Raw genomic sequence first — 23,382 nt, 5'->3', positions numbered from 1 at the left:
CTCGGGATCGGGAAGCCCGGCCCCGGGCGGCGCGCCTTCAGGAGTAGCGCTGCTCGAAGTGGCGCTCGAGGGACTCCAGGGAATGGCCCTTCGTCTCGGGCAGGAATCGCGCGTAGAAGGCGAGCGTGCCCAGGTTGATGACGGCGAAGATGAAGAACACGCCTCCCTGCACCGCCTCGATGAGGTTGGGGAAGGACAGGGCGACGATGATGTTGCCGACCCAGTTGCAGAACACGGCCACGCCATTGGCCAGGCCCCGCACGCGCATCGGGAAGATCTCGGAGAGCATGAGCCAGAAGGTCACCCCGATGAAGCACTGCATGAAGTACAGGAAGCTCAGCATGAACAGCAGCACGAGGTAGCTGCGCAGCGAGGATTCTGGCAGGAGGAAGACCAGGCCGAGGGCCGTCAGGGAGGCCACGCAGCCGGTCTGCCCGATGAGGATCATGCGGCGCCGGGGCAGTCGCTTGAGGAAGTAGGCGATGCCGATGTACACCGAGAGGACGGAGACGACGCCGTTGGCGATGGTGGCCACGATGGAGGCCTGCGTGCCCAGTCCCGTGGAGATGAGGATCGTGGGCGCGTAGTACATGATGCCGTTGACGCCGGTGAGCTGGGACAGCAGCGCCAGGCCGATGCCGATGGCCGTGATCTTGCGGATCCACGGCACCTGCAGGTCCGCCCAGGAGCCCTTGCCCATGCGTGCCTCCTCCTCGACGCGGCGGACGATGTCATCGCCCTCGTCGTCGACCTCCGGGGGCATGCGGACCTCGTTGAGGACGCTCCACATCTGGGCCACCCTGCCCTTGGAAGCGAGCCACCTGGGGGACTCCGGGAGCAGGTGGATGCCGACCCACAGGCCGATCGCGGGAAGCGTGGCGATGACCAGCATCCAGCGCCACGCGTGGGCGCCGGGCCAGGCGGTCGCGATGATCGCGTTGCAGGTGTAGGCGGTCAGCTGCCCGGTGACGATCATGAGCTCGTTGCGCGAGACCATGGTGCCGCGGATCTCCACCGGGGAGATCTCCGAGAGGTAGACCGGCACGGTGGCCGAGGCGCCTCCCACGGCAAGGCCCAGGATGAGGCGGAAGACCGTCAGGGCGGCGAAGTTGGGGGACAGGGAGCACCCGAGCGCCCCGATGAGGAAGATGACCGCAACGGTCATGATGTTCCGCTTGCGCCCGAACCGGTCGGACAGGCGGCCTCCGACGAGCGCGCCGACGGCGGCGCCCACGGTCAGGGAAGTGGTGATGACGGACTCCCCGAAGGAGTCCAGGCCCAGGCCGCCCTCGGAGGCGGGGTTCTTGAGGAACGGCAGGGCGCCGGAGATGACGCCGGTGTCGTAGCCGAAGAGCAGGCCGCCCAGCGTGGCGATGGAGCGGATCGTGAACAGGCGGTGACTGATGCGCCGCTCGTCGGCGGGGGAGGGGACGGCAGCGGGGGCGGTTGCGGCGCTCATCGGGCCTCGCCTCCCGCCGCCACGGAGAAGGCCTCGATGAAGTCGTCGAGCGCGGCGTCGGAATCGTCTGAGGCGAAGGCCTCCATGGCGACCGTCCTCCGGTAGCCCATCGCGGCGAGGGCCCTCGCGATCGCCCGGTATTCGATCTCCCCGGAGCCGGGCTGGCAGCGGCCGGGGACATCCGCCACCTGGATCTCGCCGATCCAGTCCTGGGAGTCCCGGCACAGCTCGATGAGGTTCCCCTCGCCGATCTGGGCGTGGTAGAGGTCGAGGTTCATGCGCAGGTGCGGGGAGTCGACGGCGGCCACGAGCGCGCGGGTCTCCTCGGCCCTCGCGAAGGGGCAGCCGGGGTGGTCGACGGCGAGGTTGAGGTTCTCCAGGGTGAAGACCCGCCCGGCGGCCTGCCCGAGCTCGGCCAGGCGCCTCAAGGTGTCGGCGGCCCGGAGCCAGTCGCTGGGCGTCGGGTGGGCGTTGGCGACCACGGGGATCCCGCCCTCGCCCAGGCCCGTGCCATGGACGTTGAGGCGGGGGCAGTCGATCGTCTCGGCCGCGCGCAGGGACTCCTCGGCGGTGGCGAGGAACTGGGCGACGCCGTCGTCAGTGGTCAGGTCGCCCTGGGTGTAGCCGGTCATCGAGACGATCTCGACGCCGTCGGCCCGCATCGCGCCGAGCGAGGGGAGGTCCTTCGCGGTCCAGTCCCACATCTCGACCTTGAGGCCGCGCTCGGCGATGCGGCGGGCGCGCTCGGCGAAGGGAAGATCGGTGTGGATCATCTCGGCGCAGGCGGCCAGGGTGAAGGCGTTGTCAGGAGGAGGGGTCGTGGGGGCGGGAGCGCTGCTGGCGGGCGCGGTTCGGGGCATGGTGACGTCCTTGTCAGTCATGAACGGCCCCCAGAGTCTTCTGAGTCTTCGGGGCTTCTGAGCCATCTGAGGGCCCTGCCGGCACGGAGCGCCCGGCAGGCGATGCCAGGCTAGGACGTTCTAGTTCTAGAGAGTAGATCTGGTGGCGAACTCTGCAACAGAGTGCGTCATTCTGCCTCAATATGGGGCGATAAGTTCTAGAATCGATGTCAGAACGTTCTAGTATTCTAGATGTCAGACGTCTGGAGGAGGATGGATGGCTTCGCGCAGGACCGGGCGTGTCACCCTCGTGGACCTGGCCGAGCGGGCCCACTGCTCGGTCTCCCTGGCCTCGATCGTCATGCGCGGTGCCCCCGGGGCCTCCGAGCAGACGCGCAAGCGGGTGCGGGCCGTCGCCGAGGAGATCGGCTACCGGCCGGACCAGCGCGCCCGCGCCCTTCGGCGCAGCTCCTCCGGCCTCATCGGTGTGGCCTTCGGCGTCCTCCAGCCCTTCCACGCGGAGGTGGTGGCCGGCCTGTACGAGGAGATCGGTGGGACCTCCTACGAGATGGCGTTCTCCGGCGTCGTCGGCCCCGTTGACGACCACCAGGCCGTGGAGACGCTCCTGAGGGACCGCTGCGAGGCGATCATCATGCTCGCACCGGCCATGGGGGTCCGCAGGCTCTCGGCCCTGGCGCAGGAGGTGCCGGTGGTCGTCGTCGCCCGACCGATGAGCGCTACCGGCGTGGACACGGTGCGCATCGACGACGCGGGAGGCCTCCGCCTGGCGGTCGAGCACCTCGCGGGCGCCGGCCACCGCCGCATCGTCCACGTCGACGGTGGCACTGCGCCATCGTCCGCTGAGCGCAGGGAGGGCTACCTCGAGGCGATGGCCGGGCTCGGCCTGGAAGAGCGCAGCGAGATCCTGCGGGGCGGACTCGACGAGGAGGACGGGGCGAGGGCCGCCGCCGCGCTCCTGGAGCTGCCCGAGCGCCCGACGGCGGTCACCGCCTTCAACGACCGCTGCGCGGCGGGCCTGGTCCAGGAGCTCCAGGCGCGAGGGATCGACGTGCCGGGCGAGGTCTCCGTCGTCGGATTCGACGACTCCCGCCGGGCCCGGACCTGCCCCGTGCCGCTGACCACCGTCGATCAGAACCCGAGGCTCATGGCGCGCCTGGCCCTGGAGCGGGCGATCGGCCGGGCCCGGCGGGACTACCTGGCCACGGACCAGGTGCTCGTGCCCCGGCTCGTCGAGCGCGACTCCGTGGCGCGCGTGGGATGAGGCTGGCTCGCGGGAGTCGGTGGGCGCGCGGCCTCTAGGGGCGCGCCGCCCTCATGCGCGGGTGCGCCCAGGCGACAGCTGTGCTCGCCGACAGCACCGCGAGCGCGAGGACGAAGGGCGCGAGCGGTTGCCAGCCGTAGAGGGCCGTGGCCGTGACCGGGGCGAAGATCCACGTCACCGCCCCCGTGGCGTTGAGGATCCCGGCGACGCCGCCCTGCTCGGCGGCGCTGACCGCGAGCGAGCCGCCCGCCGTGAAGCCCGGGCCGACGAGCCCCATGGCGATACCCAGGAAGAACGTCGAGGCCGCCATGATGGGGAGGGAGGGGGCGAGCGCCAGCGATGACAGGGCGATGACGGCCGTGGTGAGCCCGGCGCGGAGGAGCCGCTGGGGCGACCACCCCAGGCGGGGCACCGCCACGAGCTGCATGAGCATGGCTCCCGCGGCGTTGGCGAGCAGCATGACCGCCGTCAGGCTCACCGCCCGCTGCGGGGGAAGGCCGAGGCGGTCCTGGACGATGAAGCCGACGATGATCTGGACCACGCCCGCGCTGAAGAACATGCCCAGGCCGGACGCGATCCACGGCAGCAGGCGCCTATCGCGCCAGGACACGCGCGGTGGGAGGGCCCGGGCAGGCTCCGGGGCGCGCGCCGTCGCCGACTCTCCTGGACCGACTGGCTCGTCCGGGCCGGCGGAAGCCTCCTGGGAGGCTTCGCGCGCCGGGCGCGGCCGGGCGCCGTCGTGGGGGATCCTCGCCAGCCCGATCGCCAGGGCGATCGCCACGAACACCGGGGTGGCGTACACCGGCGCCAGGATGGACCACGCGCCGAGCGCGGAGGAGACCACCGATCCGATGACGATCGAGAGCTGGACCGAGCCCGCGAAGGCGGCCATCCCCTTGACCCTCGCCCGCTCGTCCGGCGTCATCTCCGCGATGAGCGCCTGGCCGGTGGGCGGGATCGCCGCCACCGCGCCGCCGAAGAACGGGCCGCGGGCCACCACCACGGCGACGGCGGTCGCGGCCGCCCCCAGGAGGCCTGCCGTCCGCAGTCGCACCGCGCCTGCGAAGAGGCATCCGGCGATCATCGCCAGGGTGAGGGCGCTCAGCAGCACGCGGCGCCGCCCCCAGGCGATCGACCGGCGCCCCCAGAACTGGGAGAGCGAGGCCACCGTCAGCGCTGCCAGGGAGACCGCCAGGCCGACGATCCACTCGCGCAGCCCGAGCGCCCGGGCCAGGGGCGCGATGGACACGTTGAGCATGTTCTGCGCCACGTAGGTGAACAGGACGATGGCGAGCAGCGCGCGCAGGGTGGCGCGGGCGGTGCCGGTGTTCTGGGAGGCGGGAGTGGCGGGGGAGGGGTCAGGCACAGGCGCACTCTAGAGGATGGCGGGAGGCGCGATGCCCGCCACGAGGCCTGCCACGATGCCCGGCGCGGCGCGGCGCGGGTCGCGGGGCCTCATGCTCGCGAGGGCCCGCCTGGACCTGGCAGGATGGCGGCCGTGAGCGCAACGCATGTGGGAATGATCTGGGCGCAGGACGCGGCGGGCGTCATCGGTGCCGACGGCGGGATGCTGTGGCGCGTGCCCGACGACTTCAAGCACTTCCGCGCCGCCACCCTCGGCTGCGGCCTCGTCATGGGCCGCGCCACCTGGGACTCCCTGGGCCGCCCGCTGGCCAAGCGCCGCAACGTCGTCCTCACCGGCCAGCCCGGCTGGTCCGCCGAGGGGGCGCTGGCCGCCCCTGACCTCGCCTCCGCCATCGCCCTGGCCGGGGCTGGCCTCGACGCCGAGCTCGGCCCCGATACGCGTGAGAGGGCAGGAGCGCTGCCCCGGGTGTGGATCATCGGCGGCGCCAGCGTCTACGCCCAGGCCATGGAGGCCGGGGCGGCGGACCTGCTGCTCGTGAGCACGCTCGACCTCGCCGTGACGGCTCCGGGCGGCGCCGCACGGGCGCCCCGCATCGACGCCTCCGCCTGGGCGCGCGATGCCGCGCTGTCCGATCCCGAGGGCGCGTGGCGCCCCGTCTCCGGGGACGCCGCCTGGCGGGTCGACGCCTGGCGCCGTCGATGACCTCGCGCCGTTGGGGACGCCGTCGATGACCTCGCGCCGTTGGGGACGCCGTCGATGACCTCGCGCCGTTGGGGACGCCGTCGGTGATCAGACCGCGACGGGCGCCTTGATCGAGGGGTGGTGCTGGTAGCCCTGCGAGGCGTCGATGCCCTCCATCGTGTAGGCGTCGATCGACTCGGCCCGCTCCAGGCGCAGCGTCGGGAACGGGTAGGCCCGCGGCACCCGGGACAGCTGCTCGCGCACCTGCTCGACATGGTTGGAGTAGATGTGGCAGTCCCCGCCGGTCCACACGAGCTCTCCCGGCTCGAGCCCGGCCTGCTGGGCGAGCATGTGGGTGAGCAGGGCGTAGGAGGCGATGTTGAAGGGCACGCCGAGGAACATGTCCGCGCTGCGCTGGTAGACCTGCAGGCTCAGGCGGCCGCCCGCCACATAGCACTGGAAGAAGGCATGGCAGGGCGCCAGGGCCATGCGGTCGAGCTCGCTGACATTCCAGGCCGACACGAGCATCCGCCGTGAGTCCGGATCGGTGCGCAGCGTGTGGATGAGTGCACTGATCTGGTCGATGGCCCCGCCGTCGCGAGCAGGCCACGAGCGCCACTGGGCGCCGTAGACCGGGCCGAGCCCGCCGTCGGCGTCGGCCCACTCGTCCCAGATGGTGATGCCGTGCTCGGTGAGCCAGCCGATGTTCGTCGAGCCCTTGAGGAACCACAACAGCTCGCCCTTGACCGCCTTCATCGCCACGAACTTGGTGGTGATGCGGGGGAAGCCCCGGGACAGGTCGTAGCGGAGCTGGCGCGCGAACAGGGAGCGGGTGCCGGTGCCGGTGCGGTCGCCCTTGGGGGTGCCGTGGAGCAGGATGTCGGCCAGGAGCTCCTCATAGGCGACGTCGACGCCGTCGGGCGCGGCCAGTCCCATGGACTCCAGTGCTGGGGTGGCGCTCATGCCTCGATGACCTCCATGGCGGGGGCGAAGGGCGAGGCCGGGCCGAGCGCCGCCTGGGCGCCCTCGATGACCTGGTTGGCCAGGGCGCGCCCGCCCGAGTAGCCGATGGCAGCCCCGATGCCCAGCGGCAGCAGCCGTCCCAGGGCGATAGCGCCGCCCTTGGCCGCGGCCCGCTTGGCAAGGCGCTTGGCGAGCTGGGCGTTGATGCTCTTCGCGGTGGGGATGGGCATCTGGGCCAGTGCCTGGGCGGCCCAGAAGAGGCTGGCCAGGCCGAGCTGGCCCTGGACGGCCTCAGAGCCCTCGCGGCCCAGGAGCGCGGAGAGCACGAGGGCGCGTCTCTTCTCCGGCTCGACGACGCGCAGCCCCTGGAGCTCGGCGACGGTCAGCACGTAGGTGACGGCGGAGCCGATGAAGACCGCGGTCTGCCCCACGGTGAGCGCCGCAGCGCTGGCGGTGCCGATCGAGGGGAGGGCCGCCGAGGCCCCGACGGCGCCTGAGGACAGGCCCGCCTCGTTGCGGAAGCGGTCGGCTGCGAGCATGACGAGCTCGGCGGTGTCGGCTCCAGGGCGGTCGCGGCGCATGCGCGCCACGCGCTCGGTGATGCGCGAGGCGGGGATCGCGATCGCCTTGTCGACGGCTGCCTCGATCATGGCGGTGGATCGGCTCACGGATGCTCCTGGTCGTCGGGGTGGTTCGGGCAGAGTCTAGGGGGCGCGGCTTGGCGCGACCCCGCCGCCGGGCAGCGCGGGGGCCAGCGGGCGGGGGCCGCCGGGCGGCGTCAGGCCGCGGGCTCGGCGTCGGGGTCCTGGACGATGAGCAGCCGGACCTCGGGGCTCTTCTCCAGGGTGTGGCCGACGGTGCAGACCCGGTCGATCGCGCCGTCGACGCGCTGGCGCAGCACGGCGAGCTGCTCGGGGCTCAGGGAGGAGTAATCGGCGACGAGCTGGACCTCGAAGGCCTCGTAGCGCTCCTCGTCCTCGTTCTTGGTCGTCGCGCACACGACGTTGGCGTCGAAGTCCTCGCCCAGGGCCTTAGCCAGGCGGTGGTCCGCGGACAGGGAGTTGCAGGTGGCCAGGGCGAGCTTGAGCAGCTCACCGGGCGAGAACTCCCCGGGGCCGGTGCCGATGCGCACCTCGGCGCCGGAGTGGTTGCGGCCCAGGTACTGGCGCGTGCCTGTGCGCTCGGCCCACACGGAGTTGACGGCGGTGGGGGTGATGCTTGGGGTCTGGCTCATGGGCCCGATGGTGGCATGCCGGGGCGCGCGGCGACCACCGGGGCGCGTGCGAACGGCCCGCCGTGCGCGCAGGGCGGACACGGCGGGCCAGTGGGAATATGTCAGGGATGCCGGGGGCGGGAGATCAGTGCGAGTCCAGCCAGGCGGCCGCGCGGGACTCCTCATCAGTGATGACGCGCCCTGCCATCGACATGGCCTTGTCCTCGACGGCGCGGCCGACCAGCGGCACGGTGACCTTCAGCTCCAGGTCCACCTCGACGATGGTCTGCTCGCCGCTGGGGCGCATCGCCAGGGCGCCCGAGGAGCGCACGGGCGCGCCACCGGCGTCGATGCTCAGCGTGCCGGTGCGCGAGCCGTCCTCGGCGGGGCCGCCCCAGGCCTCGGTGACGGTGAAGGACACGCCCGAGCGGACGAGCTTGCGCGCGGCCGAGGGGAGCTTGTCGGCGGGGACGGTGCCGCTGGCGGTGGCGGAGAAGCCATCGCCAGCAGGGGTCACCTCGCTGGTGACGGTGTCGGAGCCGAGGCGGGCGACCCGCCCGCGCTGGTACTCGGGGTCGGCTAGCATGGCGGCGACCTTGGCGGGATCTGCGGGGTAGGTGATCGTCAGTGTCTTCCTCATGGTGCAGAGCCTGCCATGGCGGGGGCCGTCGCGCCATGGGCGCTGACCTCGACTAGGCTTCCACCGTGCCGCCGATCCTCCCGCCCCAGTCGCGCGCCTCCATCGACCTGCCGCCGCGCGACCTCGACTGGATCCGCCACCTCATCGCGGACTGGCAGGTCATCGCCGACCTGTCCGTCTCCGATCTCGTCCTGTGGGTCCGCGGCACGAGCGGCCGCTTCGTGGCGATCGCCCACTGCCGCCCCTCGACGGGGCAGACGGTCCACCTGGAGGAGGTCGTGGGGCGACGTATGCCGGCCTCCCGTGAGGTCGCGGCCCTGGAGACCCTCACCACCGGCACCATCCTGGTCATGTCCGATCCTCTGTGGACCGGGACCACCGCCGTGCGCGAGGAATACGTCCCGGTGCTCCACGAGGGCCGGGCGGTCGCCGTCGTCACCCGGGAGACGCGCGTGGGCGTCATGCGCGGGGAGCGCTTCGGGGATCAGCCCCTCAAGGCCCTCGCCGACTCCCTGTGCCAGATGATCTCCGAGGGTGCCTTCCCGATCCTCGGCGGGGTGACCGCGCTGCGGCACGGCACCCCGCGGGTCGCCGACGGCGTCGTCCAGCTCGACGCCGAGGGCACCATCGTCTACGCCAGCCCCAACTCCCGGTCCTGCCTCCACCGGCTGGGGATGGCGGGGGAGGTGATCGGCGCCCACCTGGCGTCGGCGATCACGGACATCATCCCCGAGCGCACGCAAGTGGACGAGACCATGGCCGTGGTCCTCATGGGTCGGCAGGCCTGGATCACGGAGATCGAGATCGCCGGCGTGTTCGTCGTGCTGAGAGCCATCCCCCTCATCGTGGGCGGGGAGAGGGCTGGGGCGATCCTCCTGGTCCGCGACGTCTCCGAGCTGCGGCGCCGCGAGCAGGTCCTCATGAACAAGGACGCCACGATCCGCGAGATCCATCACCGGGTCAAGAACAACCTGCAGACGGTCTCCGCCCTGCTGCGTATGCAGGCGCGCCGCGCCACCAATGACGAGACCCGCCAGGCGCTGGCCGAGGCGGAGCGGAGGGTCGCGGCGATCGCCACCGTCCACGAGGCGCTCAGCCACAACGTCGATGAGACCGTCGAGTTCGACGAGGTCTTCGACTCCATCCTGCGCACCGCCGCGGTCGTCGCCACGCCAGCGGGGCAGGTGAGGACCGTGCTGGAGGGGTCATTCGGCGTCGTGGACGCCGACTCCGCCCAGGCCCTGGCCACGGTGCTGGCCGAGCTGGTGGCCAACGCCGTCGAGCACGGGCTCGAGGAGCGCGACGGCACCGTCATCGTGCGCGCCCAGCGCGACGGCGAGCGCCTCGAGGTCCATGTCGTCGACGACGGCGCGGGGATCGAGCCCGGGACCGTCATGACCGGCCTGGGCACCCGGATCGTCCAGACCCTCGTCCGTGGGGAGCTGCGCGGCAGCATCGACTGGGAGCCTGTCGTGGATAGCGAGGGGCGCACCTGTGGCACCGACGTGTCGATCGTCGCCAGGCTCACTCGCCGTGGCGAGCCCGTGCTCGGCTGAGCCGCCGTGAGCCGGTGGCTGCTCCGATGGGGCGGCGGGGCCGGGGGAGAAGCGCTGCGGCACAAGAACGGCGGCCCCCGCCTCATCCGAGGTCAGGGGCCGCCGTCGATGCTCGTGGAGCGGAAGGCGAACCGGTCTCGATCCTGATTTCGACCGGTTTCGCGGTGCTGTTCGCCCGGTCTCGATCAGGAGGAGCGGCGGGCGCGGGCGGCGCGGCGCTTGAGGGAGCGGCGCTCGTCCTCGCTCATGCCTCCCCAGACGCCGGCGTCCTGGCCGTTCTCCAGAGCCCACTTGAGGCAGGTCTCGACCACCTCGCAGCGGGCGCACACCTCCTTGGCCCGGGCGATCTGGGCGATGGCCGGACCGGTGTTGCCGACCGGGAAGAAGAGCTCGGGGTCGACAGTGAGACAAGCAGCCTGGTTACGCCAGTCCATGAGTGCTTCCTTCGGGCAAGTGAATCAAAGGGGGGAGAGGGCCGAGTGCGTTATGTCCACCTGGTAGGGGGCCAGGGTGGTCGTCGCGCGTCCTGGGGAAACTTTCACATGCCGTTCCCCCGACGGCAAGACCTCACGGGTGTGAGACCGTCGATGAAAGGATGTTGCACTGCTCACAGTTGTGATTCCCTGGCGCTTTTCCCACTCATACATGGCCTAACGCTCCCTGGGAAACCTCGCTGAGGACCACCTGCAAGGGTGTGAAACGACCGTGCTCTACGAGCACTCCGCGCCCCGGGGCCAGTGGCGCTCTGGGGTCGGTGACCCCGCGCAGCGGCGCCCCGGCCACCTGCGCCGCCGGTCCTGTCCCGGGGCACAGGATGACCAGCGAGCCCCTCTCCCTGAGCGTCATGAGCGGACCCCGAAAGGAGCCCGCGACGCGCTCGGTGGTCGCCGAGGCGAGCACAGGGCGCTCCTCGGCGAGCGCGGCGGCGATCTCCGCCTCCGCCCGGGCGTGGGAGGCCTGGGGCAGGAGGTCCGCGTCGTCGATGACCAGTGGGCTCGGTCCACCTGGCCGCTCAGCGTCGATCGCGCCGCCCAGGGCCCGAAGCGCTGTGGTGCGCCCCGAGCCCGGGGGACCGGCCACGAGGACCGCGCCGCGTGGGACTGGGAGGGGGGAGGCATCGTCGCCGCCGATCGCCCAGGTCCCGACGGGCAGCAGCGCGGGGCTCGTCTCGCGGGGGATCGGCGCCAGGCGCAGGGGGCGGGCGGCATCGAGGCCGGGAGCGGCCCGCTCGCCGGGGGCGGGCAGGAGGATCTGGATCGGCGTCGACTCCGCGCCATCCACCAGCGCTCCCCGGCCGGGCCGCGCGCCGGTGACCGTGCCCCGGGGCATCCCGGCCAGAGAGGCGAGCGTCGGCGTCGAGGCGCCCAGGACGACGCGGTGGCGCAGGGAGCCGGCCCACCGGGTGTTGGCCAGGCCGAAGGGAGCGCTGATGAGCAACGAGGTCCCGGTGGCCGGCGCGATCCTCGTCAGTGCCTCCACGAGCTGCTGCCCCTCGCCCGGCCCCAGCGCCTCCTCGACGGCGGGAATGAGGGAGTCGACGTCGTCGAGGACGAGGATCTCGCCCGCCAGCCGGCCCTCCGCGGCCAGGCGCCACAGGCGCGCCAGGCGCCGGGGGTCATCCGGGCCCACCACCGTGCCCATGCCCGCTGCTCCCGGGGCGAGCGCCGCCAGCGCGCTCGGAGCGCCGCAGCGGTGGACGACGCGGCCCGCCGCCAGCGCCCCGAGCGCCGCGGAGTCCAGCGCCGTCGTCCGGCCCGCCCCGGCCTGGCCGAGCACGAGCAGCGACTCCCTGGTGTCCCAGCGCCACAGGCCCAGGCTCTGCTCCTCCGGCAGGTCCGTCATCGCCAGGGCCACGCCACCGCTCTCGTCCCGCGCGCCCTCGTGCCACCCTGCCGTCGCGACCAGGGCGACCGCCTGGTCCCTGTCGGCGCGCTCGGGCAGTGGTGGCGCCCACGGCCGCCACAGGCCGGCGGGTCCCTGGGGGGCCGGGCCTCCTCGCGCCCCAGCGCTGGCCCTGGGGGCCGGGGCGTCCTGATGGGCCTGGCGCACCTGCTCCACAAGGGCCTCGAGCTCCTCGCGCGGGCCGCACCAGGGGGATTGGAGGACCTCGCCGCGCCGGGATGCCCCGCAGCCCTCGACGATGACCCTGCCCGGATGGCGGGCCAGGAGTGCCGCGCCGTCGTGACCCAGAACATCGCGGGAGTCCGCCGGGTCGAGGACCCGCAAGCAGGCGCGGATCGTCGTATTGGCGCGCACCGCCGGTGAGACGGCGCCCGCGGGGCGCTGCGTGGCCAGGATGAGGTGGACGCCAAGACTGCGGCCCTGGGCGGCCACCCGCACGAGGGCGTCGAGGACATCGGAGTGCTGGCCTGCGAGGGTGGCGAACTCGTCGACGGCGATGAGCAGCCGAGGAGGAGCCTCCTCGCGCGCGAGCGTGCCGGATGCGGGCCCCGACCGGCATCGGCGCTCCAGGTCCCCCAGGTCCCGCGCCCCGTGCACGGCCAGGAGGCGCTCGCGGCGCCGGAGCTCGGCCTCCAGCGAGGACAGCGCCCGGGCGGTGGCCGCGGGGTCGAGATCCGTGAGCACTCCGGCCGTGTGCGGCAGATCCTCCAACGGTCCGAAGGCCGCACCGCCCTTGTAATCGACCAGCACCAGGCACAGGCGCTCGGGCGGCGCCGCGAGGACCAGTTGCAGGAGCCACGCCGTGAGCAGCTCGGACTTGCCCGAGCCGGTGGTCCCCGCCAGCAGGGCGTGAGGGCCGTCGGCCACGAGGTCCACCTCGACGCCGCCGCGCGGCCCGACCCCGAGGATCGCGGGCAGCCGCATCCCGCCGGCGCCGGCCTGCCGCCAGCGCTCGCGGATGGAGCGCGCGCTGAGAGCACCGGTGGCCTCGGTCAGGGCGACGGCGTCCGGGGGCTCCAGGGGATCGTCCGCGTTGGTCCCGGTGCTGCGCCTGCCAGGCCCGACGGGGCGGGAGCGATGGGGGAGGTGGCGGCCTGAGGCGAGGAGCACGGCCTCCCACCAGCGATCGGTCACGGCCGGCGCGCCCCGGGGCGCGCGCCTCGCGCTCAGCGCCCGGGCGGGCAGCCCCCTGCCACGGGGCGCGATGAGCAGCTCGGCGCGGGCACCGCACCAGGTCGCCACGATCCCTGGGGACGCCGCCTCGCCGACCGCCTGGATATCCAGGGCGCCACGGCTCGCCCCGAGCGGTGGCGAACCAGAGCCGCCCAGGGCTCCCCACTCGGTCGGGGACTGGGGAGCAGGGTCCCGCGAGCTCCCCGACGCACCGGAGCCACCGGGGGCGCCAGGCGCGGCGGGCCCAGTGGGCGTGGTGATCACCGGGGCCTCGGCGGCTGTCCCGCCAGCCAGTGGGGCCGCGGTGAATCCCGGAGGGGCCCCGATCCTGGCCAGCACCTGCGCGGCCCACCACCGCTGGGCCCGCAGGGCTCCCGAGCCCGTCAGCGCGAGGCGGTCCCCGGGGCGAAGCGCCAGCGCGGCCGGGCGCTGGCGCCGCCCCAGCCACGCCGTCGGCTCCCCGCCCGAGGGATCGGATCCCGCTCCCGGGGCGCCGGGGCGCGCGCCCCCGCCCGCGCCGGACAGGGCCCGCGCCGCAACGGCGAGGAGCATCTCGGAGGGGTCTGGGCGCCGATGCGATCGGCCCCGCCATCCCGCGGCGGGGCGTTCTGCCCCGCGCCCCCGGGAGCCCCCGCCGGAGAGCAACGAGCCGATCCGCATGATGCCCATGAGGAGCATCGGTCCCAGCATGAGCATCCCCATGCCGCCGCGCCCTCCCATGCGCAGCGCTCCGACGACGACCGCCCCCATGACGAGCAGGCAGAGAAGGCCGGCGATGATGGTGCCGATCCGCCTCTTCCCGGAGGCTCGCCCGCTCTCGGGAGCCGGGACGAGGAGCGAGGCCGGCCGGCGCCGCAGCTCCAGGACGCTGCCGCCCACTCTCAGGCGCTGCCCGGAGTGGAACGCCCGCGGGCGGCGGAGCCGGCGCCAGCCGCGCAGTCGGCGTCGTGCCCGTGTGCCATTGGCCGAGCCCGCGTCCCCGATCATCACGCGGTCGGTCTTGCACCGCACCCGCAGGTGCTCGCGGGAGACCTCCGGATCACTGAGCGCCCCGCAGCGCCCGACCGTTCCCGAGACCGGGAGGGGGAGGACCAGTCCCGCGTCAGGGCCCGAGATGACCGCCATGTGCCAGGCGCTGCCGAGGGCCTCGCGGGCCGCCGAGGCGGGGTCGTCGAGGGGCGGGGGAGGTGGGAGCGAGGCCATGGCACGAGAGTGCGCCTGGGAGGCGGGCTCGCGCTGGGCCGCTGTGGAGAGGCGTCCGATGGGGCGGCATCGCGCCCCCGGTGGTTCACGGCGCCGCGAGCGCGCCCCGAGCGCCCTGGCCCACCGCGGAAGCCCCGATGAGCAGCATCGACCATACTCGACGGACCCCGTGATTCCTGACCGAGCGTCGACTATAGTCGATGGAATCTTCAACAAGATTGGCGCTATCGACTGGGGTCGATGGAGGTCGCCGCCGACAGCGTCGCTGCTCCCGGGGCAGCGCCATCCCCGCGCGCTGGTGGGCATGGGGGAGGATGAGGGCATGACTGAGCGAACCGCGCCCACCGCGCCCGAGACGCCCGCCGCTCCCGCTGAGACATCAGGGCCCTCAGTGCCCTCAGCGGCAGCGGCCCCCGATGAGCAGCTCGACGCCCTCCTGGCCTCCCCGGAGCTCGCCGGCGTGCCCGAGGCCGACCGCCTGCGCTGGGCCGAGCTCGTGCGCGCCATCGAGGCCGCCCGGGCGGACTACTACGACGCCGTCGAGAGCCCCGCTGGTGGCTCAGACGGCACGAGTGGCGCGGCCGCCGCCACCGCCGCTCCGGGCCTGGCCGCCTCGGCCATCTCCGACGCCGACTACGACGAGCTCTACCGCCAGCTCGAATCCCTCCAGGCCACTCACCCCGCCCTCGACAACGCGCTCTCGCCCACGCGCACCGTCGGCGGCAGCGCCACCCGCGGCTTCCCGCCCGCCACCCACCACGAGCGCATGTACTCCCTGCAGGACGTCTTCAGCCTCGACGAGGTCGGGGAATGGGCGGCGCGCATGAGCGCCGCCACCGGCAGGGCCGACACCGACCTCCCCATGACCGCCGAGGTCAAGATCGATGGCCTGGCCATCGCCCTGACCTACACCGATGGCCGCCTCACCCGCGCCGCCACCCGCGGCGACGGCACCACCGGCGAGGACATCACCGCCAACGCCCGCACCATCGACTCCATCCCCGCCACCCTCACCCCGGCCGACGGCGCCGCCCCACCCTCGCTCGTGGAGATCCGCGGCGAGGTCTACTTCCCCGTCGAGGAATTCGAGGCCTTCAACGCCGCCAGCCGCGCCGCCAACGAGAAGGCCGAGGCCGACTACGCGGCCGGTCGCACCATGCGGCGGCCCGCCGCCCTGCCGGTCTTCGCCAACCCCCGCAACGCCGCCGCCGGATCCCTACGGCAGAAGGACCCCGAGGTCACCGCCACCCGCCCCCTGGCCTTCATCGCCCATGGCATCGGCGCCATCACCCCCGCCCCCGGCCGCGACCTGCCTGCCAGCCAGCACGAGTGGTACGAGCTCCTCGGGCACTGGGGGCTGCCCACCTCCCCGTACAACGCCGTCGTGCGCGGCGCCGACGAGCGGCAGGCCTATATCGACCGCTACGCCGAGCACCGCCACGACCTCATCCACGAGATCGACGGCATCGTCTTCAAGCTCGACGACCGCGCCCTCCAGGACGAGCTCGGCCACACTTCCCGCGTGCCCCGCTGGGCCACCGCCTACAAGTACCCGCCCGAGGAGGTCCACACTCGCCTGCTCGACATCGACGTGCAGGTCGGCCGCACCGGGCGGGTGACCCCCTTCGGGATCATGGAGCCCACGCTCGTCGCCGGCTCCACGGTCGCCCGCGCCACCCTCCACAACGCCGCCGAGGTGGCCCGCAAGGGCGTCCTCATCGGGGACATGGTGGTGCTGCGCAAGGCCGGCGACGTCATCCCCGAGATCCTGGGGCCCGTGACCGCCCAGCGCGACGGCAGCGAGCGCCCCTTCGTCATGCCCTCGACCTGCCCCTCCTGCGGCACCGCCCTGGCCCCGGCCAAGGAGGGGGACGTGGACCTGCGCTGCCCCAACACGCGCTCCTGCCCCGCCCAGGTCACCGAGCGCATCGCCCACATCGGATCGCGCGGCGCCCTCGACGTCGAGGGCCTGGGGGACGAGGCCGCCGCCGCCCTCACCCAGCCCGACGCCGGGCGACCCGAGGCCATCGCCGCCCTCGCGGCCGGGGCGCGCCTGGAGACCGAGCGGGGGACCCTGCGCATCAAGGCCGCCGAGCTGGAGGCCCTCCACCCCTCCCAGCGCGCCGACGCCGTCGAGGCCCTCCTCACCGAGCGCGGCATCACCGAGCAGACCCCCGCCATCGCGGGCGAGGGCGAGCTCTTCGACCTGACGGCCGAGGACCTGCGCGACGTCATGGTCTGGCGCCCCGTCACCACGCGCGGCCGCCCCACCGGCGACTGGCGCCTCGTCCGCTACTTCTGGACCAAGGCCGCCTTCACCAAGGACGGCGAGGTCAAGAAGCCGACGGCGCCTGCCAAGAATGCCACCGCCATGCTCGCCCAGCTCGCCGCCGCCAAGGCCCAGCCCCTGTGGCGCGTGCTCGTGGCCCTGTCCATCCGGCACGTCGGGCCCACCGCTGCCCGCGCGCTCGCCGCCCGCTTCGGCTCCCTGGACGCGCTTCGCGCCGCCACCGAGGCCGAGCTGGGCGAGGTCGAGGGCGTGGGGCCCACCATCGCCGCCTCCTGGATCGAGTGGATCGGCGTGGACTGGCACGACGAGATCCTCCAGCGCTGGGCCGCCGCGGGCGTGCGCACCGCCGACGACGCCCCCGATGCCAGCGCCCCCGCGCGCACCCTGGAGGGGCTCACCGTCGTCGTCACCGGCACCCTGGAGGGCTTCACCCGCGACGGCGCCAAGGAGGCCATCGTCTCGCGCGGGGGCAGGGCCGCGGGCAGCGTGTCGAAGAAGACGAGCTACGTCGTCGTCGGCGCCAATGCCGGCTCCAAGGAGACCAAGGCCCGCGACCTCGGGCTGTCGATCCTCGACGAGCAAGGATTCGAGGCCCTCCTCGCCGGCGGGCCCGAGGCTGTGGCCTCGTCGTAGCGAGTCCGGTCCAGCGGGGGTGACGGGCTCTCTCCGAGGGGCTGGCACCGGGTCTGGCGGGAGCACCGGAGGGCGCCCAGCGCCCGATGGTGCGAGGGACTGGCCCTCGGAGAGAGCCCGTCACCCCCGCACCATCGAGGAACGCGTCGTCCCGAAGCCTCAGGCCGCGCGGCTCAGGACCTCCTTGAGGGGGACGCGGCTGCCGGTGCGGGTGACCGCCCGGGTGTAGACCACCGCGCCGAGCTTGACCAGCAGCACCGCGGTCAGGGCTGTGGCGGCCATCGTGATGGCCTGCTCGGCGGGGGAGGAGAACTCGAGCACCTGGCGGGCGGGCATCATGAACGGCGAGAACAGCGGGATGTAGGACAGGGTCTTGAACAGCACCGAGTTCGGGTCGCCCTGCGCCATGAAGGTCGACGCCATGTAGGGAATCATCACCAGCATGATGAGGGGCGTCGTCACGGCCGGCGCGTCCTCCTGGCGGCTGACCAGGGAGCCGGCAGCGCCGAAGAGGGCCGCGTAGACGACGAAGCCGAGCACCATCCAGACCGCCATCACGCCCATGGAGCTGTCCAGCGGGACATTCAGGCCGTCGAACATCCCCGTCGCCTTCGCCGTGATCGCGCCGGCCGCGCCGACAGCCCCGAGGCAGACGATGCTGGCCGCGCCGATCCCCAGCATCTTGCCCGCCAGCAGGGAGAATGGGCGCACGCAGGCCAGGAGGATCTCGACGATCCGGCTTGCCTTCTCCTCGACGACGCCCATGGCGAGCATCTGGCCGCCGCCCATGATGGCGAACACGAGGATGACGTCGATCGCGATGAGCAGGTAGTAGCGCTGTGCGAAGCCCTTGCTCTCATAGTTGGGAGGGGAGACCGCATCGACCTGCGGGCTCGCGGCCGCCAGTGTCGCCGAGACCGCGGAGGGGTCGCCCCCGAGCTCGGTGATCTGCCCCGCCAGTGCCGCCTGCTGGAGCACTGCGGTCACCCCGGTCTGGACCTGCTCGTTCGCCTTCTCCTGGACGCGCAGGACAGGGGTCGTGCCGGTGAGATCGAGGATCATGTCCACGTGGGCGGCATCCTCGTCATCGGCGGCCAGGGCGGCCTTGGCCGCCTCCCCGGTGGGATCACCCGGCAGCTGGCTCACGGCGACGGCCGTTCCCTTGGAGTCCGTGACCTGCTCCAGCCCCGGGAGGTCACTGGGGGCCGCGCCCGCCACCGCCACGCGGTAGGCATGGTGGTTGCCGCCTGTGAGGTAGTTGTATCCGATGATGCCGCCGACGAGGACGGCGAGCATGACGAGCACCGAGATGAGCCACGGCTTCTTCGTCATCTGGTTCTTGAACTCGCGCGCGCTGATGAGGCGGATCTCCTGGAGGTGGCTCAGGGGGTGGCTCAGGGGGTGGCTCGAGGCGCCCGCCGCCGGTGTCGTGATGCTCATGCTCGCGTCTCCTTCTTCTCGGAGGACTGGGTGGGGGAGGGGGCGGCCAGGGCCTCGCGGAAGACCTCGGTCAGCCTGCGGTGGACCTGGCCGAGCTCGCGCAGCGCCCCGAGGCGGGTGGCGACGGCGAGCAGCGCCTGCTCATCCGGCCCGCCGCAGGTGAGCTCGAGGGTCCCGGGCCGCTTGCCGGGCGCGACGGCGGGCTGGGGGAGGGCGGCCATGGCGTTCAATGCGGTGGCCTCGTCGAGTCGGCCCGTGGGGGACTCGACGACGGCGCGCCAGCGGCGCCCGCCAGTGGCCTCCAGCTCCTCGACGGTGCCGTTGGCCACGAGGCTGCCCGCGCGGATGATGACGACCCTGTCCACGAGGCGCTCGACGACGTCGAGCTGGTGGGAGGAGAAGAGCGTGGGGATGCCAGCGGCGGCGCGCTCGCGGATGACGTCCGCCATGACCTCGACCGCCACGGGATCGAGTCCGGAGAAGGGCTCATCGAGGATGAGCAGCGAGGGATCGCCGACGAGCGCGGCGGCGAGCTGGACGCGCTGCTGGTTGCCCAGCGAGAGCTTCTGGACGTCGTCGCCGCGCCGCTCGGCGATGCCCAGGCGCTCGGTCCAGGCGTCCGAGGAGGCCTGGGCGGCGCTCTTGGTCAGGCCGTGGAGGCGGCCGAGGTAGGCGAGCTGCTCGCCGACCCTCATCTTGGGGTAGAGGCCGCGCTCCTCGGGCATGTAGCCGATGCGGCGCCGGAAGGCGGCGTCGACGGGCGCGCCGTCCCAGGTCACCGCACCGGCGTCGGCCTCCAGGACGCCCATGGCGATGCGCATGGTGGTCGACTTGCCGGCGCCGTTGGCCCCGACGAAGCCGACGATCTCGCTCTCGTCGACGTGGAAGGACAGATCGTCGAGCGCTTGGAGCGTCCCGAAGCGCTTGGACAGTCCGTTGATGCTGAGCATGCGGTTCTCCGATCCTCGCAGATGTCATGTTTCCTTGACAAGGCAAGCGTGCTTGACAATTGGCCGCGTGTCAAGGGGGCTTGTCCTGTTGGGGGACGGCCCCGAGATTAAGTCTCTCCCGGTGACCAGAAATCATTCCCCAGGAGAGATCGACCGCGGCGCTCTCTCCTCCGAAGGGAGGAGAAGCAGGCTCCCACCGCCACCGACTGGATGGGAAGCGGGGCCGGCGCGGTGCCCCGGTATCGTGGAGCCGTGCCGACCAGCAAGGCGATCCCTGAGGAGAGGACGCCCGGGAGGCCCCGTTCCCACTGGGGCCCCGGGTCCCGCTCGCGCCGTCGTGGAAGGGCCGACCGCGCCACCGGGCGGCGCCGTCTCGTCCTCGATCTCCTCGCCCTCATCGGCGCCAGCTTCATCTGCCTGCTGGCGATCGGCGCGATCGTGCCTCTGCCCGTGCTGTCCTACGCGCTCATGCTCGGCGCCTGGGGACTCGACGCCGCGGTCGCGCTCACGCTGCTCGCCATCGCCGCCGGTTGGCGGGCCCTCCGGCGCCGCCGCGAGCCGGGTGCCCGGACTCGGCTGGCGACGGCCGGGCTCCTCTGCCTCGCGCTCGCGCTCATGGGATGGATGGGAGCAGCGCAGATCCGCTTCGCCCACGCGCAAGGGGTCGACCTCAGCATCCGTGATCTCACCGGCGCCGGCCAGTGGGGGCGCGCCCCCGATGTCGCGCCCGTCGTCCTGGCCGACGGCGCCAGCCGCCAGACCCTCCGCGCCGGGATCTGGTACCCGCATGGGAAGGCTCCTGGGGCCGGCGACGGCGAGAAAGCGCCGATCGTCATCCTCCTGCACGGCGGCGGGTGGCGCACGGGCGACCGCGACAACCCCATGACACGCATCCAGGCGGACTGGCTCGCCGACCAGGGCTACCTGGCGATCGCCCTGGAGTACCCGCTGTCCCTGAGGGACACGCCCATGTGGGAGCTCGCCCAGTCCCGCCTCGAGTGCTCACTGGCCTGGGTGGGCAGCCACGCCGAGGAGCACGGCGGGGACGCGGGGAGGCTCGCCGTCGTCGGGGACTCCGCCGGCGGCCACCTCGCCCTGGAGACCGCCTACCGGCAGGCGCTGGGGGAGCTCGACCCGAGCGGGCCCGACGCCCCGGTGGATGAGAACGGGGAGGCGCTGCCCGCCTGCCAGGGGAGCGTGCCCACGATCCGCGCGGTGGCGACGACCTACCCGATCACCGATCCCACCGTCTTCCACGACAACCCCGACCCGATCATGTCCGGGCCCGTGGCCGGCCGGGCGCGCCTGTACGCGGGAGGCAGCCCCGCGCAGTACCCGGAGCGCTACGCGTCCATCGATCCGACCCGCAAGGCCGCCGCCGTCGGGGCCGCCGCGCCGCCGGTGCTCATCGTCCACGGCGAGGAGGACCACGTGGTCCCCGTGAGCGGGACGAGGGACTTCGACGCCGTCCTGGAGGAGGCCGGCGCGCGCCACGAGACGATCGTCGTGCCCTACGCCGACCATGTCTTCGACCTCAACGGGGGTTCCGTGGCCTCCCAGATCTGGCGCGAGAAGACCCTCGCCCTCCTGCGCGACGCGGGCATGGGAGCGGGCTGAGCGAGTCCTCCCCGAGAGGGCCCGGGGCCGCGGAGGCCTGCCACAGGCGGCTGTTCGGCTGAGGGCCGGGGGCGGACGGTATCGTGGGTCCGTGCACCTCAAGACGTTGACGATCAAGGGCTTCAAGTCCTTCGCCTCGTCGACCACGCTGCGCCTGGAGCCGGGCATCACCGCCGTCGTCGGCCCCAACGGCTCGGGCAAGTCCAATGTCGTGGACGCCCTGACCTGGGTCATGGGCGAGCAGGGCGCGAAGAACCTGCGTGGCGGCACGATGGCCGACGTCATCTTCGCCGGCGCCGGGTCGCGGCCCGCCCTCGGGCGCGCCGAGGTCTCCCTGACCATCGATAACGCCGATGGCGCCTTGCCCATCGACTACTCCGAGGTCACCATCACCCGCACCCTCTTCAGGGGCGGCGGATCGGAGTACCAGATCAACGGCGCCCAGTGCCGCCTCCTCGACGTCCAGGAGCTCCTGTCCGACACGGGCCTGGGCCGCCAGATGCACGTCATCGTCGGCCAGGGCCAGCTCGACGCCGTCCTGTCCGCCACCCCTGAGGATCGCCGAGGCTTCATCGAGGAGGCCGCCGGTGTCCTCAAGCACCGCCGCCGCAAGGAGCGAGCCCTGCGCAAGCTCGACTCCATGGCCGCCGACCTCGCGCGCGTCGCCGACCTCGCCAACGAGCTCCACCGCCAGCTCGGTCCCCTGGCCAAGCAGGCCGCCGTCGCCCGCCGCGCCCGCACCATCCAGATCGAGGTCCGCGACGCCACCGCCCGCCTGCTCGCCGACGACGTCGTCGCCGCCCAGCAGCTCCTCGAGGCCGGTCAGGAGGACACCGCCGCCGTCACCGCGCGCCGCGCCGCCGCCGAGGAGGCCGAGAAGGCCGCCCGCGACCGCCTGGCCGGGCTCGCCGAGGTCGAGGCGGGCGCCGGGCGCAGGCTCGCCGCCGCCACCGAGGTGTGGGAGAGCCTCACCGGCGCCGCCCAGCAGCTCTCCTCCCTCGCCGACGTCGCCGCCGAGCGCGTGAGGGGCCTGGCGAACGCCCCCAAGCCGTCCTTCGGCACCGACCCCGAGGAACTGGACCGGCGCGCCGAGGCCGCGGCCGCCGAGGAGGCCGAGCTCGCCGAGCGGATCGAGGCCTCCCGCAGCGCCCTGACCGCCGCCACCCAGGAGCGGGTGGAGGCCGAGGCCGCCCAGAACACCGCCGAGGGCGCGCTCGCCGCGCTGCAGCGCAGCCAGGCCGAGCACCGGGAGAAGGTGGCGCGCGCGGGCGGCCGCCTGGCCTCGGCCCGCTCCCGCCATGAGGCCGCCACCGCTGCCCGCGAGCAGGCCCGCGCTTCCCTGGCCGCGGCCGAGGAGCGCCAGGCCGCCGCCCAGGCCGCCCTGGAGGAGGCCGCGCCCGGAGCTGGTGCCGCCCAGGCTGGCGGAGACGGGGGAGACGACGGCGACAAGGACGCCGGGGGCGCCAGTCCTGAGCAGGCCGAGGCCACTGCCCGTCATGAGGCGGCGACGGCGGCCCTCGCCTCCGCGCGCGACGCCCTCGCCGCCGCCACCGAGGCCCGCTCCCAGGCGGCATCTGAGCAGGCCACCTGGACGGCGCGCCGCGACGCCCTCGCCCTGTCCCTGCGGGCGGAGGACGCCACGGCCGAGCTCGCCGAGGCCGGGCTGGAGGGCCTGCTCGGGCCGCTGCCCGAGCATCTGAGCATTGAGAAGGGCTGGGAGAACGCCATCGCCGCCCTGCTCGGCGACCTGGCCGCCGCTGCCCTGGCGGCCGACGAGACTGCTGCCCTTGGCGCCCTGGAGCACGCCCGCCGGGCCGAGTCCGGGGCGATCCGGCTCGTCGTCGCCCAGGCGGGGGCCGCCGGCAGGGGCTCGGGGGACGCGGCTGAGGTGGCCGAGCCGCCGGTGGAGGGGGCCGTGGCCGCTCGGGGCCTTGTCACCATCCAGGCGGGCACCGCCCAGCGCTCCGGCCTGCAGGCGGCGCTCGACCGGCTCCTCGCCGGGGCGTGGGCTGTGCCCGACCTGGCCACCGGCGCCGCCGTTCGCGCCGCCGACCCGGAGGCCCGGATCGTCACCCGCGACGGGGACGTGCTGGCCCCTGGATGGGCCGCCGGCGCCGGGCGCGGCTCGGCCAGTGTCCTCGAGCTCGCCGCCGCCCACGACGAGGCCGCCAGCCG

17 protein-coding genes are annotated in these 23,382 nt (G+C 73.4%); 6 read left to right on the top strand and 11 right to left on the bottom strand.

Translation table 11 applies throughout. The features are described from left to right. Nucleotides 1-37: 37 nt before the first annotated feature. The gene (locus tag A1QA_RS0100940; RefSeq protein ID WP_017177061.1) at nt 38-1,459 is read right to left on the bottom strand and encodes a sugar porter family MFS transporter; all 1,422 of its coding nucleotides are present in this window, start codon (nt 1,457-1,459) and stop codon (nt 38-40) included. Beyond that, nucleotides 1,456-2,340: a TIM barrel protein gene (locus A1QA_RS0100935; RefSeq protein ID WP_017177060.1), complete on the bottom strand. Its 885-nt coding sequence runs from the start codon at nt 2,338-2,340 to the stop codon at nt 1,456-1,458. The genes A1QA_RS0100940 and A1QA_RS0100935 overlap by 4 nt, the downstream gene beginning before the upstream one ends. A gap of 235 nt (nt 2,341-2,575) precedes the next feature. On the opposite strand from A1QA_RS0100935, the gene A1QA_RS0100930 reads away from it, so the two are divergent. Beyond that, entirely contained in the window at nt 2,576-3,580 is a 1,005-nt protein-coding gene (locus A1QA_RS0100930) for a LacI family DNA-binding transcriptional regulator (RefSeq protein WP_017177059.1), read from the top strand. A 34-nt stretch (nt 3,581-3,614) separates the two neighbouring features. Here A1QA_RS0100930 and A1QA_RS0100925 read toward each other — a convergent pair whose 3' ends face one another. Continuing rightward, nucleotides 3,615-4,946: an MFS transporter gene (locus A1QA_RS0100925; RefSeq protein ID WP_017177058.1), complete on the bottom strand. Its 1,332-nt coding sequence runs from the start codon at nt 4,944-4,946 to the stop codon at nt 3,615-3,617. A 153-nt stretch (nt 4,947-5,099) separates the two neighbouring features. On the opposite strand from A1QA_RS0100925, the gene A1QA_RS0100915 reads away from it, so the two are divergent. Next, nucleotides 5,100-5,648: a dihydrofolate reductase gene (locus A1QA_RS0100915; protein WP_017177057.1), complete on the top strand. Its 549-nt coding sequence runs from the start codon at nt 5,100-5,102 to the stop codon at nt 5,646-5,648. Between the two features lie 87 nt (nt 5,649-5,735). Here A1QA_RS0100915 and A1QA_RS0100910 read toward each other — a convergent pair whose 3' ends face one another. The 4 genes from A1QA_RS0100910 to A1QA_RS0100895 form a co-directional block, all read right to left on the bottom strand. Continuing rightward, on the bottom strand, nt 5,736-6,590 hold the full coding sequence (locus A1QA_RS0100910; RefSeq protein ID WP_017177056.1) for a thymidylate synthase: 855 nt from the start codon (nt 6,588-6,590) through the stop codon (nt 5,736-5,738). Then, on the bottom strand, nt 6,587-7,240 hold the full coding sequence (locus A1QA_RS0100905) for a hypothetical protein (protein ID WP_043507962.1): 654 nt from the start codon (nt 7,238-7,240) through the stop codon (nt 6,587-6,589). Before A1QA_RS0100905 ends, A1QA_RS0100910 begins: the two co-directional genes overlap by 4 nt. Before the next feature lie 128 nt (nt 7,241-7,368). Then, nucleotides 7,369-7,824, bottom strand: coding sequence for an OsmC family protein (locus A1QA_RS0100900; protein WP_017177054.1), 456 nt, complete (start codon nt 7,822-7,824; stop codon nt 7,369-7,371). A 124-nt stretch (nt 7,825-7,948) separates the two neighbouring features. Further along, complete coding sequence (locus A1QA_RS0100895; protein ID WP_017177053.1) at nt 7,949-8,443, bottom strand: DUF2505 domain-containing protein; 495 nt, start codon at nt 8,441-8,443, stop codon at nt 7,949-7,951. A 65-nt stretch (nt 8,444-8,508) separates the two neighbouring features. Here A1QA_RS0100895 and A1QA_RS0100890 point away from each other — a divergent pair, with 65 nt between their 5' ends. Further along, a complete protein-coding gene (locus A1QA_RS0100890; RefSeq protein ID WP_017177052.1) occupies nt 8,509-9,999 on the top strand; it encodes a sensor histidine kinase in 1,491 nt (496 codons plus the stop codon). Between the two features lie 185 nt (nt 10,000-10,184). Here A1QA_RS0100890 and A1QA_RS0100885 read toward each other — a convergent pair whose 3' ends face one another. Together A1QA_RS0100885 and A1QA_RS12935 are read right to left on the bottom strand one after the other, a co-directional pair. Next, nucleotides 10,185-10,433, bottom strand: a complete 249-nt coding sequence (locus A1QA_RS0100885; protein WP_017177051.1) for a WhiB family transcriptional regulator — start codon at nt 10,431-10,433, stop codon at nt 10,185-10,187. Between the two features lie 205 nt (nt 10,434-10,638). Further along, complete coding sequence (locus tag A1QA_RS12935; protein ID WP_017177050.1) at nt 10,639-14,277, bottom strand: FtsK/SpoIIIE domain-containing protein; 3,639 nt, start codon at nt 14,275-14,277, stop codon at nt 10,639-10,641. A 322-nt stretch (nt 14,278-14,599) separates the two neighbouring features. Here A1QA_RS12935 and ligA point away from each other — a divergent pair, with 322 nt between their 5' ends. Continuing rightward, nucleotides 14,600-17,200 carry an NAD-dependent DNA ligase LigA gene (gene ligA / locus A1QA_RS0100875; protein ID WP_017177049.1) on the top strand — a complete coding sequence of 867 codons (2,601 nt, stop codon included), beginning with the start codon at nt 14,600-14,602 and terminating at the stop codon, nt 17,198-17,200. Nucleotides 17,201-17,359: 159 nt separating this feature from the next. Here the strand turns inward: ligA and A1QA_RS0100870 are convergent, their stop codons facing one another. After that, entirely contained in the window at nt 17,360-18,640 is a 1,281-nt protein-coding gene (locus A1QA_RS0100870; RefSeq protein ID WP_017177048.1) for an ABC transporter permease, read from the bottom strand. Further along, the gene (locus A1QA_RS0100865) at nt 18,637-19,590 is read right to left on the bottom strand and encodes an ABC transporter ATP-binding protein (RefSeq protein ID WP_017177047.1); all 954 of its coding nucleotides are present in this window, start codon (nt 19,588-19,590) and stop codon (nt 18,637-18,639) included. The genes A1QA_RS0100870 and A1QA_RS0100865 overlap by 4 nt, the downstream gene beginning before the upstream one ends. Nucleotides 19,591-19,842: 252 nt before the next feature. On the opposite strand from A1QA_RS0100865, the gene A1QA_RS0100855 reads away from it, so the two are divergent. After that, nucleotides 19,843-21,207, top strand: coding sequence for an alpha/beta hydrolase (locus A1QA_RS0100855; RefSeq protein ID WP_017177046.1), 1,365 nt, complete (start codon nt 19,843-19,845; stop codon nt 21,205-21,207). A gap of 91 nt (nt 21,208-21,298) precedes the next feature. Continuing rightward, a partial coding sequence (locus A1QA_RS12925) for a chromosome segregation SMC family protein (protein WP_043507959.1) occupies nt 21,299-23,382 on the top strand: 2,084 nt, incomplete at its 3' end.

Origin of the sequence: Actinomyces timonensis DSM 23838 (assembly GCF_000295095.1) — a bacterium.
In the GTDB taxonomy this organism is placed as follows: domain Bacteria; phylum Actinomycetota; class Actinomycetes; order Actinomycetales; family Actinomycetaceae; genus Actinomyces; species Actinomyces timonensis.
This window is presented reverse-complemented; position numbering and strand designations above follow the sequence as displayed.